Here is a 14722-nt window from a genome sequence, read left to right as displayed (position 1 = left end):
CGGTCAGCCCCCGGCGAGCTTCAACGCGTCGTTGACCTCGCGGTCGAGCTTGGTGAGCGCCGCGCCGAGGTCGCCGACCTTGCCGGGCTCCCACTCGTCCTGGACGAACTTCTGGAACCGCACGATGTAGTCGTTGCCGTTCGGCGTCGGCGGCGTGGTGGTGCTGGCGGGGTGCTTGAAGGCGCTCAGGAACGTCTGGAACTGCGGCGGCAGCTTCAGGTCCGGCGACGCCAGCGCCGGGACGGTGGACGGCACGTTCCCCAGCCCGTTGGACAGCGTGACCAGCGCGCCGGTCTCGGTGGTGAGGTAGCGGACGAACTCCCAGGCGGCCTGGGCGTGCTTGGCGCCGCGCGGGATCCCGATGACGGTGCCGGCGATGAAGCCGCCGCCGTACGTCGACTGCTTGTCGTCGGCGACCGGGGACGGCGCCGTGCCGTAGTTCAGCTTCGGCGCCTCCTTCTCGATGAACTTGGTGCGCCACTCACCGTCGATGGCCATCGCCACCTGCCCCTTCTGGAAGGGGTTGGCCGCCTCGAACTCCTGGCCCAGCGAGCGCAGGAACTTCTTGACGTTGTCGTAGCCGTACCAGTCGAGGAGCTCCTTGTTCCACTTCAGGTACGCCTGGAAGGCGGGGTCGGAGGCGAAGTTGGCCTTGCCGTCCGCGGTCAGCCACGTCACCCCGAACGGCGGGGCGAGGTGCTGGACCTGGTGCTCGTAGTACTGGGCGGACGGGATGAACCCCGCGACCTTGATGGTGCCGTCCGGGTCGCGGACGGTGAGCTTCTTGGCCAGCGCGGTCAGCTCGCTCATCGTCTTGGGCGGCTGCTCGCCCTTCATCAGGTCCTTGTTGTAGTAGAGCCCGTACGCGTCGGCCAGCAGCGGCATCGCGCACCGGACGCCCTGGTACTCGGTGTACTTGCGCACCGCCTGGGGGAAGATGTTCAGGTCCACCTTCGACTTGGCGATGTAGGGCGCGAGGTTCTGCCAGGCGCCGCTCTTGCACCACTGCCCGACGCTGTCGGTGGTGAAGGACGACACCACGTCGGGCGGGTTCCCGCCGCGGATGGCGTTGGTGATCCGCTCGTCGGTCTGGCCCGACACGAGCTTGACGGTGATGTTGGGGTGGACCTTGTTGAAGCCGGCGACGGCGTCCTGGAACGCCTTCACCTCGTGCGCGGCGCTCCAGCCGTGCCAGACCTCGATCGTCTGCTTCTCGTCGGACTTGGGGCCTTCGCCCGACGAGTCGCCGCCGGCGGTGCAGGCCGCGGTGAGGCCGAGCGCGGCGGCGGTCAGGGCCACCGCGACCCGGCGCGTGATGGTGGTGGGGGGCACTCCGGTTCTCCTTCGGGAGGTGAGGTCCGATCTCGGTCGTCAGGGAACGGTGCTGGAGAAGATCTCCTCGCGTGTCTCCAGGAGCGCCTGCTGGAGCGCGCCGGCCAGGACGGGGTTGCCCTGGACGGTGCTGAGCCGCACCCGGGGACGCGGAATCGTCAGGCTGTGCAGGTGCTGCTCGACGCGGGCGCGCAACGGTTCGCCTCCCGCGAGCAGGACGTCGCCGGTGAGCACGACGAGGGCGGGGTCGAGGACGGCCACGACGGTGGCCAGGGTGACGCCGAGCCGGGTGGCCAGTTCGGTGAGGGCCCGTTCCGCGCGGGCCCCCGCGTCGGCGGCGGCGCGCGTCCCGGACGCCGTGCCGGACCCCGTGCCGGAACCGGTGCCGGCCGACCAGGCGGCGCCGACGTCGGCGGCGGCGCGGCGCAGGGCGGTGGCGGCGTCGCGGCCGCGGAACCCGTGCTCGCGCATCAGCCTCAGCACGGCCGCGCCGCCGGTGAGGCTGTGCACGCCGCCGGTGTGGGTGCGGCGAACGTCCCGCATGAGGGGGGCGCCGACGGTGGGCATGTAGCCGATCTCGCCCGCGCCGCCGGTCGCGCCGCGGTGCAGGGTGCCGTTCAGCACGACGGCCATCCCGACGCCGTCGGCGACCCACAGCAGCACGAAGTCCCCGTCCCCGGCGGCCTGCCCGCGGGCGCGTTCGGCGAGCGCGGCGAGGTTGACGTCGTTCTCGATCGCCACCCGCACGCCGAGGCCGTCGCTGAGCGTGGCGACCAGGTCGGGGATGTGCCAGCCGGGGATGTGGGAGGCGTATCCGAGCCGTCCCGTCGCGGGGTCGACCGCGCCCTGGATGCCGATGACGACGCGGCAGAGCCCGGCGCGGCCCCGCCCGGCCGCGGCCGTGGCGCCGTCCAGCGCGGCCGCCATGCGGGCCACCACGTTCACGCGGGCCCGTTCGGGCGTCGGGAGCGTGTGCTCGCCGACGACCGTGCCGGCCAGGTCGGCGACGCTGACCCGGATCCGCGCCGGGGTGACGTCGGCGCCCGCGACGTGCGCGGCGGACCCGTTGATCCGGTACAGCTCGGCGGTGCGGCCGGGCAGCCCCTCCCTGATGCCGTCCCGGACGACGAGCCCGGCCGCCTCCAGCCGGGCCAATAACTGCGAGGCGGTCGGCTTGGAGATGCCGGTGAGGTCGGAGATCTGCGGGCGGGTCAGCGGCCCCCGGTCCAGCAACGCCTCCAGCGCCGCGCGGTCGTTGATCGCGCGCAGCAGGCTGGGCGTCCCGGGGACGGGCACGGACACGTCGGCGGCTCCGTTAAGAAGGTTTCCTAACTTGGAGGGAAAAGTAAGGACTCTTAACGGTTACGTCAACACCCGGGTTCAGGGAGCGGCGACGACGAAGGTGCAGTTCCCGAATCCGACCTCGTCGCCGGGCCGCACGCGGGCCGGGCCCGTCAGCCGCCACCCGTTCACGCGCGTGCCGTTCATCGACCCCAGGTCAGAGATCATCCAGCCCTCGTCGGCGTGGTAGATCTCGGCGTGGAACCGCGAGACGGTGAGGTCGGTGAGGACGAACTGGCAGCCGGGGGCGCGGCCGACGACGATCCGCTTCAGATGGGCCGGCGGCAGCGTGAACCGCGGCAGCCGCGGCGCCCGCCACGCCGCCTCGAACCGCGCCGTGACCTGCGACACCGAGGAGACGATGCCGGTCAGCCGGTTCAGCACGCGGTTGCCGGTCGGCAGGTCGTGCACGATGTCGGCCAGTTCCGCGCGGCTGCGGGCCCGCAACACCTGGTCGACGCGGCGCTCGAAAGTCTCGTTCGACATCCGGCCCTCGGCGACGCGTTCGCCGAGGACGCGCAGCACCCGGTCCCGTTCCACGTCGGACGCTCTCACCGGGAACGAGGGCTGACCGTCCATAGTCGTGAGTATCCAGTCCCCATCATCGGCTGTCCAGAAATGGCCGTTCCCTCGCTTGGACGCCGTGCCCCCCGCGAATGTTCGCGGCGGGGGAGTCGGGGCCGGTTCACCCGGTGAAGGACACCACGTCGGCGACGACGCCGCCGTCCGGGGTCAGCCGCTCCGGGGACGGGCTGTCGTAGACGACCAGCAGGCGGGTGCCCGGACCCTCGTCCAGGACCGCGATGCCCTCGGCGTGGTCGTCGCCGTCGCCGTAGGGCAGGTCACCCAGCACCTCCAGCTCGTCGGAGGTGACGATCTCGGCCGCGTCGGCCGTGGCGGCGCCCCGCCACCGCACCACCTGCACGGGACCGTCCAGGTCCATGCTGGGGCCGGTGAGGACGAGCAGGTCGTCGCCGTGCGGGCACAGGTCGCGGATGCCGAGACCCCGCAGGTCCAGGAAGTGGGTGCGGTAGAGGTCCTTGCCGCCGTCGAGGGGCAGGGCCCGCAATCGCCGCGAATCGTTCGGATGGGTGCCGGGACGTATCTCCACCAGCACCGCCCAGCCGCGCAGCACCGGCCCGCGCAACCCGATGTAGAGGCGGTCGCCGTGCGCGGCGATGCCCTCGATGTCGATGCCGTTGTCCTTGCTCGGGATGGACAGGAACGGCGCGAGGTGCGGGTCGTCGGCGAGCAGGTCGGTGAGGGAGTCCTCGTCCAGGCCGAGGACGGCGGCGGTGCGGTCGCCGTCCTCGGCGACGACGCGGGGGAGCCCGTCGTCGCCGGTGACCAGCGGCAGCCGGACGAGGATGTAGCGGTTGTCCTCGCGGACGACGGTGGCCAGCCGCTTACGGGACTTGGCGTCGCTCTGCCCCGGCTTGATCTTCTTGCGTTTGAGGCTGTGCGAGCCGACCGCCCACAGCCAGCCGCCGGCGCGTGCCAGCCCCTCGATGTCGGCCTCCTCGTCGCGCCCGGCGGGCAGCGGGACGAGGTCGGCGAGCGCGACCGTGGTCTGGGCCTCGTAGCCGGTGACATGACCGTCGCCGTCCACGGTGGCGGTCAACCGCTCGATGGTGGCCGTCTCGTCGCCCGCCACCCACAGGCAGCGGCCGTCCTGGCGCACGGCGGACAGGTTGGTGTGCGTCTCCGCCTCACGGCTCTCCAGCCCGAAGCGCAGTGTGACCCGGCGTTCCACGATCATTGGGGCATGTTCCCATATGGCGTGGTCAGGCGTCCCACCGGACGTGCAGGTACGGCGGCCTGCGGAACACCAGGCCGCGCGGCCGTGCCGGGCGGGACGGGTCGAGCCGCAGCCCCGGCAGCCGCTCCAAGAGGGCGGTGACGGCGACCCGGGCCTCCAACCCGGCGAGGTGGGCGCCGAAGCAGAAGTGCGGTCCGCGGGCGAACGCCAGGTGGTCGGCGGCGTTACGGCGCCGCACGTCGAAGCGGTCGGGGTCGGGGAACACGGCCGGGTCGCGGTTGGCGGCGGCGAGCGACACGCGGACCAGGTCACCGGCGCGCACGGGCGTTCCGGCGATTTCGGTGTCACGGGTGGCGTACCGGTCGACGACGGAGGCGGAGGGTTCCAGCCGCAGTGACTCCTCCACGGCGTTGGGCAGCAGGTTCCGGTCGGCGAGCACGAGCCGGAGTTGGTCGGGATGCCCGAGCAGGTGCAGCACCGCGTTGGCGATCATGCCTTCGGTGGTGTCGATGCCGCCGAACATCAGGACCGCGGTGTTCGCGACGACCTCGTCCGCGGTCAGCCCGGCCTCGTCCCGGGCGGCGTGGGCCAGGAGCGAGCCGGGCCGGGACGCGCCGATCGCGTCCTGGACGGCCGCGCGGAGCAGCCGGTACGCGGCGTCGGCGCGGGGCGGCGCGGACCCGCCCGCCGTGATCGCGGAGACGGCCTCGACGAACGCCCCGTACCAGGACCGGACGGTGGCGGCGTCGACGCCGTCCAGCCCCAAGGCCTCGGTGACGACCGTGACGGCCAGCGGTCCGGCCAGGTCGCCGCGCAGCTCGGCGTGGCCCGCCGGCGCGAGCCCGTCGACGAGCCGGGCGGTCTCGGTCTCGACGAAGGCGGTGAACCGTTCGCGGGTCGGCGCCGGTCGGAACGGGCGCGCGAACGGGTCCCGGTGGCGGGCGTGGGCGGGCCCGTCCAGCGACAGCATGCTCGGCCCGACGACCTGGGCGGTGGAGAAGCGCGGGTCGTCCACGGTGAACGCGTCGGCGTCCCGCAGCACCTCCAGTGCCAGGGCGCGTGAGGTCACCAGCCAGCCGCCGAGGGCGGGGAGCCAGGAGACCGGTTCGCGCGACCGCAGCCGCGCCAGGTGCGGGTGCGGGTCGTCCTCCAGGGCGGCCGCCGTGACGGCCGCGCCGAGCGGGAACCGGCGGGCCGGGTCGCGGGTCATCTCTCCGACCCTAGCCGCCGCTCGTGATCTACAATGTAAAGGCGGCGGCCGGTAGGCGATCGTTCATGCGGCCTCGGCCTGTTCCCGCCACCAGGCACGGCCTCGCTCCGGCAACGTATAGATCGGGTCGTGGTACTCGTACCGACGGGTGAGGGCGTCCGGGTCGGCGGCCTCCAGTCCGGTGCGGTAGTTCTTCGTCCAGTAGGAGACGCCGCGTTCACGGTCGTAGCCGGCGAGCTGGTGCACCCAGCGTTTGCCGACGTAGGGGACGTCGCACACGATCCGCGGGGTCGCGAAACCGGGCAGGTACCCCATGATCGCGTGCTGGAGCTCCTGCGCCTCCCAGACCGCCAGCCGCCAGTGCTCGCTGTAGGGGATCATGTCGCACATGTAGAGGTAGTACGGCATGATCGCGGCCTCGTCGAGCAGCGCGAAGGACAGGTCGAGCAGGGCGGCGGGGGAGTCGTTCACCCCGCGCAGCAGCACGCCCTGGTTGCGGACGTCGCGGACGCCGGTGTCGAGCATCGCGCGGGCGGCCCTGGCGACCAGCGGCGTCACCGACTGGGCGGCGTTGACGTGGGTGTGGATCGCGATCTGGACGCCGCGTTCGTGCGCCGTGGCGGCGAGGCGTTCCATCCCGGCGCGGACGTCGTCCTGCAGCCAGTGCTGCGGCAGTCCCATGAGCGCCTTGCTGGCCAGGCGGATGTCGCGGATGTTCTCGATGTCCAGCAGGGACGCGACGAACGACTCCAGCCGGGGCCAGGGCATGTTGGCGACGTCGCCGCCGGACACGACGACGTCGCGGACGCCGGGGGTGCGGCGCAGGTAGTCGAGCATGGCGCCGAGCCGGTCCGGCGGCTTGCCCGTGAACTTGTGCTTGTCGACGTTGGCGGTGGAGTTGCCGACGAGGTCCATGCGGGTGCAGTGCCCGCAGTACTGCGGGCAGGTCGGCAGAATCTCGGCCAGCACCTTGGTGGGGTAGCGGTGGGTGAGCCCCTCCACCGTCCACATCTCGGCCTCGTGCAGCGAGTCGCGGGTCGCGTAGGGGTGGGACGGCCAGTCGGTGCGCCGGTCGCTGAACACCGGCAGCATGTAGCGGCGCACCGGGTCGGCGTAGAAGGCCTCGGTGGAGGAGACGTCCATCGTGTTGAGCATCTGCGGGGGCAGCAGCATCGACATCGTGGCGCGTTCGGCCTGGTCGCGTTCGAGGTCGGCGTAGAACGACTCGTCCAGCAGGTCGCCCATGAGCCGGCGGAGCTGCCGCGCGTTCTTCACGCAGTGGGCGCGCTGCCACTGCGCCGACTCCCATTCGGCCGGGGTGACGTCCCGCCAGCCGGGCAGTCGCCGCCAGTCCGGTTCCTCCAGGGGGCGCCGCCGGTAGACGTACGGCTGCGCGGTCTCCTCGGGCGGGACGGCGGCGCCCGCGTCCGGATGCAGAGCAGTGGTCATCGTCGACCCTCTCCTCGCCTCACATGATCGCGTAAAACTCTTGTATAAGGCCGACGGTACGGGAAGAATTTCGATGAAACCAGTAATGTTCGGAATATCTTTCGTGGACGGGGGTGGGTGGAGATGACCGACGGCGGCACGGGAACCGGAGTGGGGACGGCGGTGGGACTGCACCGGGTGTTGGAGCCCCCGGGCGTGCTGCCGCAGGCCGCGCGGCGGCTGGACACCGACCCGCGGATCCGGCCGGACGAGGTCCGTGTCGCGGTCGAGCGGCTGAACCTGGACGCCGCGTCCTACCGGCAGCTGCGCACCGCGCACGGCGGCGACCCGGACGCGATCCGCGCCGAGGTGCTGCGGATCGTCGCCGAGCGCGGCAAGATGCACAACCCGGTGACCGGGTCGGGCGGCATGCTCGTCGGCGTCGTCGACGAGGCCGGGCCGGACTCGCCGCTCGGCCTGCGGCGCGGCGACCGCGTCGCGACCCTGGTGTCCCTCACCCTGACGCCGCTCGCCGTCACCGACGGGCTGGCGCGTTGGAACGGCCTGTCGGAGCAGGTGCCCGCCGAGGGCCACGCGATCCTGTTCGCCCGGTCCATCGCCGCCGTCCTCCCCGGCGACCTGCCCGTGCCGCTGGCCCTCGCCGTCATGGACGTGTGCGGCGCCCCCGCCCTCACCCACCGGGTCGTCGCGTCCCGTCGAGGGAGCCGCGCCGACGGGCCCGCCGTGGCGGTGCTGGGCGCCGCCGGGAAGAGCGGCTGCCTGTCGCTGGCCGCGGCCCGCCGCGCCGGGGCGTCCCGCCTGGTCGGGCTCGTGCCCACCGCCGAGGAGGAGGAACGGCTCGCCGCGTCGGGCCTCGCCGACACCGTCGTCCGCGCCGACGCCCGCGACCCCGTCGCCGTCGCCGCCGCGGTCGGGGACGCGCACGGCGGGCCCGTGGACGTCACCGTCGTGTGCGTGGACGTGCCGGGCTGCGAGCACGGCGCGATCCTCGCGACCGCGGCCGGCGGCACCGTCGTGTTCTTCTCGATGGCGACGTCGTTCCCCGCCGCCGCGCTGGGGGCCGAGGGCCTCGCCGCCGACGTGACGATGCTCATCGGGAACGGCTACGTCCCCGGGCACGCCGCGATGGCGCTGGATCTGGTGCGGTCGGAACCCGCCGTCCGCGCGTTGTTCACCTCCCGGACCGGGGACGATTCGGCAGAATGACCGGCAATGCCCGGGACGCGGCCGGGGACCGGAACACGAGGGAGACAGCATGGGGAGCATCATCGAGGACCTGCGCGGGCGGGACCCGAAGGAACGCCAGGCGCAGATCGTCGACGTCCTCGTCGACGCGTTCTCGGACCTGATGGAGCGCAGCCCCGCCGAGTTCCGCCGCCGCTTCCGGAAGATGGCCTCCGACCCGTTCGCGTTCTACCGGGGCAGCGCCTGCCTGTTCTACGCCGACGTCGTCGACGACGAGGACCCGTGGGCCGACGAGCGCACCTCCCGCGTGTGGATCCAGGGTGACCTGCACGCGCAGAACTTCGGCACGTACATGAACGACGACGGCGTGTTCGTCTTCGACGTCAACGACTACGACGAGGCCTACGTCGGTCACTTCACCTGGGACGTCAAGCGGCTCGTGGCGAGCGTGGCGCTGCTGGCCTGGCAGAAGGCGATCTCCGACGCCGACATCCGCCGTCTCATCGAGACCTACGTCCGCGCCTACGTCGACCAGGTCCGCCGGTTCGCGGCGCACGAGGGCGACGAGCGGTTCGCGTTGACGCTCGACACCGCCGACGGGTACGTCCGGGACGTGCTGGTCGCCGCGATGGGCGGCACGCGGATCGGGCTGCTGGACGGCATGACGGTCGTGGAGGGCTCCGAGCGCCGGTTCCGCGACCGTCCCGGCGTCCGCCGCCTCGGCGACGACGAGCGCGCCTCCGTCGAGGCCGCCTACCGCGAATACCTGACCACCATCCCCGTCGACAAGCGCTTCGGCAGCCTCACCTACCAGATCAAGGACATCGTCGGCGCCTCGGGCTTCGGCATCGGCTCGGCCGGGCTGTCGGCGTACAACATCCTGGTGGAGGGCAGCACCCAGGCCCTGGAGAACGACGTCGTCCTGTCGATGAAGCAGGGCAACGTCGCCGCCCCCAGCCGCGTCGTCGACGACCCCCGCATCCGCGAGTACTTCCGCGACCACGGTCACCGCACGGCCGTGTCCCGCCGCGCCCTGCAGGCCAACAGCGACCCGTGGCTCGGCCACACCCAGATCGACGGCGTCGGCTACGTCGTTCAGGAGCTGTCCCCGTACGAGGAGGACCTCGACTGGAGCGGTCTCACCGAGCCGGACGAGATGGTGTCGCTGCTGGACGACCTGGGCCGCGCCACCGCGAAGGTGCACTGTGTGTCGGACTCCGACTCCGACCACACCCTCGTCGGCTTCCAGGTCGAGGACGCCATCGACGCGGTCATCGGCCCGGACGAGTCACGTTTCGTCGAGGCCATGGCCGCGTTCGGCACCCGCTACGCCGAGATCGTCCGCGACGACCACACCTACTTCGTCGACGCGTTCCGCAACCACCAGATCCCCGGCCTGTAAGAAACAGGCGGACCCGAGCCCAGAATCCACGAGGAGGCCGACCCCGCTACCGGCCCTGCCGAACTCCGGGTGGGGCCGGCCGCACCGCCCGGCAACACCACCCACAAGTCAGCGTCCAGGCCCCACATCACAACCAGCACTCGACGCGGGGGCACCGCAACCACAGAGTGGCGCGACGCCTCCTACTTCGTCGACGTGCTTCGCCACCAGATCCCGGGGCTGTAGAGACCGGGCGGACCACTGCCCAGAATCCACGAGGAGGCCGACCCGTGACCCGGCCCTGCCGAACTCCGGGCGGGGCCGGCCGCACCGCCCTGAAGCACACAACCCGCGGGTCAGCGGCCAGTCCCCACATCACAACCAGCACCTGACGCCGGCGCACCGCAACCACAGAGTGGGGCGCCGAAGGAGACCGGTGGGTTGGGCCGGGGTCAGGACGGTCGGGCCGCGCGGATCAGCAGCAGCGCGATGTCGTCGTTCCCGCACTGGTCGGACAGCAGGTTCAGCACACCGTCGGCGGTCTCTTCCAACGTGCCGGCCTGGGAGGCGACCAGCGCGGACGCCAGCCGCGCGATGCCCTCGTCGACGTTGCGCCGGCGGCTCTCCACCAGCCCGTCGGTGTAGAGGGCGAGGGTCGCGCCCGGCGGGATGGCCGCCGGGACCTGCTCGTACTCGGCCGGATGCGCCCGGTCGGACACGCCGAGCGGGAGGCCTTGCGGGACGGCGAAGCGCCGGACCGTCCCGTCCGGGAGGGTCAGCAGCGGTGGGGGATGACCGGCGCACGCCACCTCGCAATAGCGGGTCGCGGGGTCGCACACCAGGCACAGGCAGGTGGCGAACTGGGCGGCGTGCAGGTCCTGCGCGATCGCGTCGAGGCGTTCCAGGACCACGGCGGGCGGGAAGCCGCAGCCCGCCAGGGTGTGCGCGGCGACCCGCAACTGACCCATCGCCGCGGCGGCGGTGACGCCGTGGCCGACCGAGTCGCCGACCACCACGGCGATCTGGCCGTCGGGCAGCGGCACCACGTCGTACCAGTCGCCGCCGACGCCGCTGCCCGCCGGCAGGTACCGGTGCGCGATCTCCAGGCCGGGCGGCGCGGTGACCGCGGCGGGCACCAGGCTCGCCTTCAACGCCGTGGCGGTGCGGTGCTCGCGGCGGTACAGGCAGGCGTTGTCGATGCACGTCGCCGTCCGCGCGGCGAGCTCGGCGGCCAGCGCGGCGTCGGCGGCGGCGAACGGCGGACGGCCGCGTTTGCGGCTGAACACCGCGAACCCGAGGGCGCGGCCCCGCGCCACCAGCGGCACCGCCAGCAGCGAGACATGGTCGAGGAGCCCGTCGATGAGGCGGCCGGTGCGGTGCGCGAGGGTGTCCTGGACGGCGTCGCCGCCGAACTCGACCATGCGCCCGGTGGCCAGGCACCGCGCGTACGGCGTCGTCGGCGGGTAGACGATCACCTCGTTGACGGGGAACTCGCGGGCCCAGCCACGCGGGTCGTCATCGGCGAACACGATGGACAGGCGCCGCACGACCACCGACCCGTCGACCTCGGCCGTGGGCCGGTCGTCGTCGGCGAGCAGCCGCTCGAGCACGTAGACGGCTCCGGCGTCGGCGAACCGGGGGACGGTGACGGCGACGGCCTCCCGGGCCGTCAGGTGCAGTTCCAGGGAGGAGCCGATGCGGCGGCCGGCCTCGCTGAGCAGTTCCAACCGTCCCGCCCACGGCGGTGTCACGGTGAGCGCGACGGCGACACCGCCGTCCTGGACGGTCATCGGCTCGCACGACACCGACAGGCCCCCATCCGCCGCGGGGCCGTCGCCCGCGGGCGGCAGCACCCCGGACCAGGGCCGCCCCTCGGCGGCGTGGCCGAAAGCGGCCACGAGCTGCTCGGCGGTCGGCCCGCCCGGCGGCTCGCCGAAAAGGTCGGTGACCGGGGCCCCGACCGCCTCGCCGGGGCCGCGGCCGAACAACCGCGCGGCGCCCTCGCTCCACCCGGTGATCCTGCCGTCCGAGGTCAGCAGGACGGTCACCGGCGCCGCCCGCGGCGGCGGTCGTTCGGACATCGGCGTTCACCGTTCCGTGGGCCGGGCTCGCCCGCGCGGAACCGGGTTACGCTGAGATCCCTGCGCGGACGGCGCCCCCCGGTCAGAGGGAGACGGATGCATGGGCTTTGAGTGGACTCCACCCGAAGTCGACTGTCGAAAACCCAGCGTCGCACGGGTTTATGACTTCTTGCTCGGCGGTGACCACAATTTCGCGTCCGATCGTGAGCTGGCGACCGGCCTCCTACGCGTCGAACCGCGGGCGCGGGAGCTCGCCCGAGCGAACCGGGCGTTCCTGCGGCGCGCGGTCCGCGCGGTCGCCGAGGCCGGTGTCAGGCAGTTCGTCGACCTCGGCTCCGGCATCCCGACACAGGGGAACGTGCACGAGGTCGCGCGGGACGTCGACCCGGCCACGCGGGTGGTGTACGTCGACAACGAGGACGTCGCCGTCGCGCACGGCCGCGCCCTCCTGACGGGCGACGACCGGGTCGCGGTCCTGCACGCCGACCTGCGGCGTCCCGCGGACCTGCTCGCCGACCCGACGCTGCGGAACCTCATCGACCTGTCCGAACCGGTCGCGTTCCTCCTCGTCGCGGCGCTGCACCTGGTCAAGGACGAGGAGGATCCGGGCTCGATCGTCGCGGCGCTCCGAGACGCGTGCGCGCCCGGCAGCCACCTGGTGATCTCCCACCTGACCCACGAGACGCAGCCGGGAAAGACCGCCGCGATCGGCCGCCTGTACGACCGGGCGAGCTCCCCCGCGGTAGCGCGCTCGCAAGCCGAGATCCTCCGCTTCTTCGACGGCTGGGACCTCCTCGACCCCGGCCTGGTGTACCTACCGACCTGGCGCCCGGACGACGGCACCCCCACCCCCGACCCCGAACACTCCCTGATGCTCGGCGGCGTAGCCCACCACCCCTAACCCCCGCCCCCGCACATGTCCCGCCCCCGCATGCCGGTGCGCGTCTCTGTGCGCAAGCGGGTGTGCGTTCCCGTGCGTCTCTCTGTCCGCAGGTCCGTGCCTGTAGCGTGCACATGCCCGTGCACCTCTCCGTGCACCTCTCCGTGCACCTCTCCGTGCACCTCTCCGTGCACCTCTCCGTGCACCTCTCCGTGCGCGTTCCGATGCGCGTCTCCCTGTGCGCCCCCGTGCGTGTCCCCGGGCGCGTAGAGCGCCGTCGCCGGGCGGTGCGGGATCCCGTGCGCGCGCCGGTGCCCGTCTTGGTGGGCGTGCCCGTGCCCGTGTACGTCTCTGTGTGCGCCCCCCGTGCGCATACCGGTTGCGTAGCCCGTGTGCGTCCCGGTCGTTCGGTCCGCAGGCCCGTGCGTGTCGCGTGCACATGTCCGTGCGGGACTCCGTGTGCGCCCCTGGGCGTGTTCCCAGGTGAGTAGCACGCCGTCGCCGAGGGCGGTGCGCGCCCTCGTCCGCGTCAAGGTGTCCCGTCTCCCTATGTGTCCTGCTGTGCGTCCCGTTCCCTTGCCCGTGCGCGTCCCGGTGCGTCTTTCCGTGTGCGTCCTCGTGGGCGCCCCGGTGTGCGTTGCCGGGCATGTGTGTTGTTGCGGGTGGGGTCAGCGGGCGAAGGCTATGGCCGCGCCCGCGCTGATGACGACCGCGAGGACGACCAGGACCAGGGAGGTGCTCAGTGGGGCGCGGCGCGGTGGCGGCGCCTTTCGTGCGCGGGGGGCGATGTGGGCCTGGACGGGTGCGGGCTTCTTGGGCGGGGACGGCTGCGGGCGCGCCTCGGGTGGGCGCGGGGGTGCGGGGGGTACGGCTGCGACGGGTCGGGGTTGGGGTGGGCGCGGTGGTGGCGCCGGGCTGTTCGTGGGTGGCGTCGGGGACGGAGGCTCGGACGGCTCTGGGGGCTCTGAGGGTTCGGGTGGGGGTGGAGTCGGCGGGGTCGGGGGAGTGGGGGTCGGGGGAGGGGGCGGTGATGGCGGGGGTGGAGTGGGTGGAGTGGGTGGCGGTGTGGGTGGGGGTGGGGGGCATTTGTGGTGACCGCGGGCGGTGTTGGCGCCGAGGGTGATCTCGATGTCGATGCACAGACTGATTCGCGGCTTCGGGAGTGGTTCGGCGGATGCGGGCACTGGTCCGGCTGCGGAGGCGGCCAGCGTTAGGGCCAGCGCCAGTGCGGGAGGGACGGCCAGCGTCGCGGTGGACGGGACGGGGTCGCGGCGCACGCTCAGCCACCTCCGGCGATGCGTCGCAGGTCGGCCTGTAGTTCAGTGAACGCGTCGGGTTCGACGGCCAGGGGTCCGTCGAACGCGTGGGAGATGTCGATGGTCAGGTACGTTCCCGCGGCCAGCAGCGCGGCCATCAGGGCCAGGGGGATCAGGGACGCCCCGCGCGGCCGGGCACCGGCGAAGAAGGGCAGCAGCGTGACCGTGATCCCGGTGAGGACGGTGATGACGAGCAGCCCGGTGGGGGGTGCGCTGTCGGCGTCCATGGCGCGTTGGCGCCGGGCCGCGGAGATCTCGCCGAGGTGGTCCAGGACGGCGTTGCGGGCGTCCTTGATCTCGTCGGTGTCGGCCTCGACGGCGATGACGTCGCGGCGCAGGGCGTCCAGCAGCGTCCACCCCCGGGAACTGAGCCGTCCGTCCTCCATGAGGCGCCACTCGGGGCCCTCTACCAGTTCGGCGTAGTCGCGCAGGCCCTGCCGGACGTGTTGCGCGTCGGGCGGGCGCAGCCGCGCGGCGGCCCAGTACGCCTCGGCGACGGCCTGGCTCTCGGTGTAGGTGTTGGAGCGCGCCGCGTCCGACGTCGTCCACGGCACGATGATGGCGATGGCGAAGGCGAGCAGGAACAGCGCCGACAGCATCGCGCCGGTGTGGCCGGTGGTGGGGCCGTCGGGGGCGTCGTCGTCGACGCCGCCGCGTGTCCGCCGCACCAGCACGCTCGCCACGAGCACGACGCCGACGGCGCAGGCCGCGGCCGCAAAGTAGACGATCATGGCACTCCCCGGGGGATGGATCCGCCATCACTTCACGTGATTGTAGGTTCACGGTTG

Annotated in this window: 11 protein-coding genes; 3 read left to right on the top strand and 8 right to left on the bottom strand. The window is 72.7% G+C overall.

The window, feature by feature from the left end; translation table 11 throughout:
* Positions 1–3: 3 nt before the first annotated feature.
* From D0T12_RS17120 to D0T12_RS17095, 6 genes are all read right to left on the bottom strand, one after another.
* Positions 4–1332, bottom strand: coding sequence for an ABC transporter substrate-binding protein (locus D0T12_RS17120; protein ID WP_199487513.1), 1329 nt, complete (start codon positions 1330–1332; stop codon positions 4–6).
* Between the two features lie 39 nt (positions 1333–1371).
* On the bottom strand, positions 1372–2634 hold the full coding sequence (locus D0T12_RS17115; protein ID WP_117400609.1) for an ROK family transcriptional regulator: 1263 nt from the start codon (positions 2632–2634) through the stop codon (positions 1372–1374).
* Between the two features lie 78 nt (positions 2635–2712).
* Positions 2713–3252: a DUF1707 and FHA domain-containing protein gene (locus D0T12_RS17110; RefSeq protein WP_117400608.1), complete on the bottom strand. Its 540-nt coding sequence runs from the start codon at positions 3250–3252 to the stop codon at positions 2713–2715.
* A gap of 106 nt (positions 3253–3358) precedes the next feature.
* Positions 3359–4432: a DUF3616 domain-containing protein gene (locus D0T12_RS17105; protein ID WP_117400607.1), complete on the bottom strand. Its 1074-nt coding sequence runs from the start codon at positions 4430–4432 to the stop codon at positions 3359–3361.
* A 25-nt stretch (positions 4433–4457) separates the two neighbouring features.
* Positions 4458–5642, bottom strand: coding sequence for a cytochrome P450 (locus D0T12_RS17100; RefSeq protein WP_117400606.1), 1185 nt, complete (start codon positions 5640–5642; stop codon positions 4458–4460).
* A 63-nt stretch (positions 5643–5705) separates the two neighbouring features.
* Positions 5706–7091: a KamA family radical SAM protein gene (locus D0T12_RS17095; protein WP_117400605.1), complete on the bottom strand. Its 1386-nt coding sequence runs from the start codon at positions 7089–7091 to the stop codon at positions 5706–5708.
* Between the two features lie 123 nt (positions 7092–7214).
* On the opposite strand from D0T12_RS17095, the gene kdd reads away from it, so the two are divergent.
* Positions 7215–8297 carry an L-erythro-3,5-diaminohexanoate dehydrogenase gene (gene kdd / locus D0T12_RS17090; RefSeq protein WP_233526124.1) on the top strand — a complete coding sequence of 361 codons (1083 nt, stop codon included), beginning with the start codon at positions 7215–7217 and terminating at the stop codon, positions 8295–8297.
* Between the two features lie 49 nt (positions 8298–8346).
* Entirely contained in the window at positions 8347–9678 is a 1332-nt protein-coding gene (locus D0T12_RS17085; RefSeq protein WP_117400604.1) for a DUF2252 domain-containing protein, read from the top strand.
* A 431-nt stretch (positions 9679–10109) separates the two neighbouring features.
* Here D0T12_RS17085 and D0T12_RS17080 read toward each other — a convergent pair whose 3' ends face one another.
* On the bottom strand, positions 10110–11738 hold the full coding sequence (locus D0T12_RS17080; protein WP_117400603.1) for a SpoIIE family protein phosphatase: 1629 nt from the start codon (positions 11736–11738) through the stop codon (positions 10110–10112).
* 100 nt (positions 11739–11838) lie between these two features.
* On the opposite strand from D0T12_RS17080, the gene D0T12_RS17075 reads away from it, so the two are divergent.
* Positions 11839–12639: an SAM-dependent methyltransferase gene (locus D0T12_RS17075; protein ID WP_117400602.1), complete on the top strand. Its 801-nt coding sequence runs from the start codon at positions 11839–11841 to the stop codon at positions 12637–12639.
* Between the two features lie 1258 nt (positions 12640–13897).
* On the opposite strand, the gene D0T12_RS17065 is transcribed toward D0T12_RS17075, so the two are convergent.
* Positions 13898–14665: a bestrophin-like domain gene (locus D0T12_RS17065; protein WP_117400600.1), complete on the bottom strand. Its 768-nt coding sequence runs from the start codon at positions 14663–14665 to the stop codon at positions 13898–13900.
* Positions 14666–14722: the final 57 nt, after the last annotated feature.

Source organism: Actinomadura spongiicola, from assembly GCF_003432485.1.
Lineage (GTDB): Bacteria > Actinomycetota > Actinomycetes > Streptosporangiales > Streptosporangiaceae > Spirillospora > Spirillospora spongiicola.
Note: the sequence above shows the minus strand (reverse complement) of the source record. Positions and strands in the feature narration are given on the sequence as shown.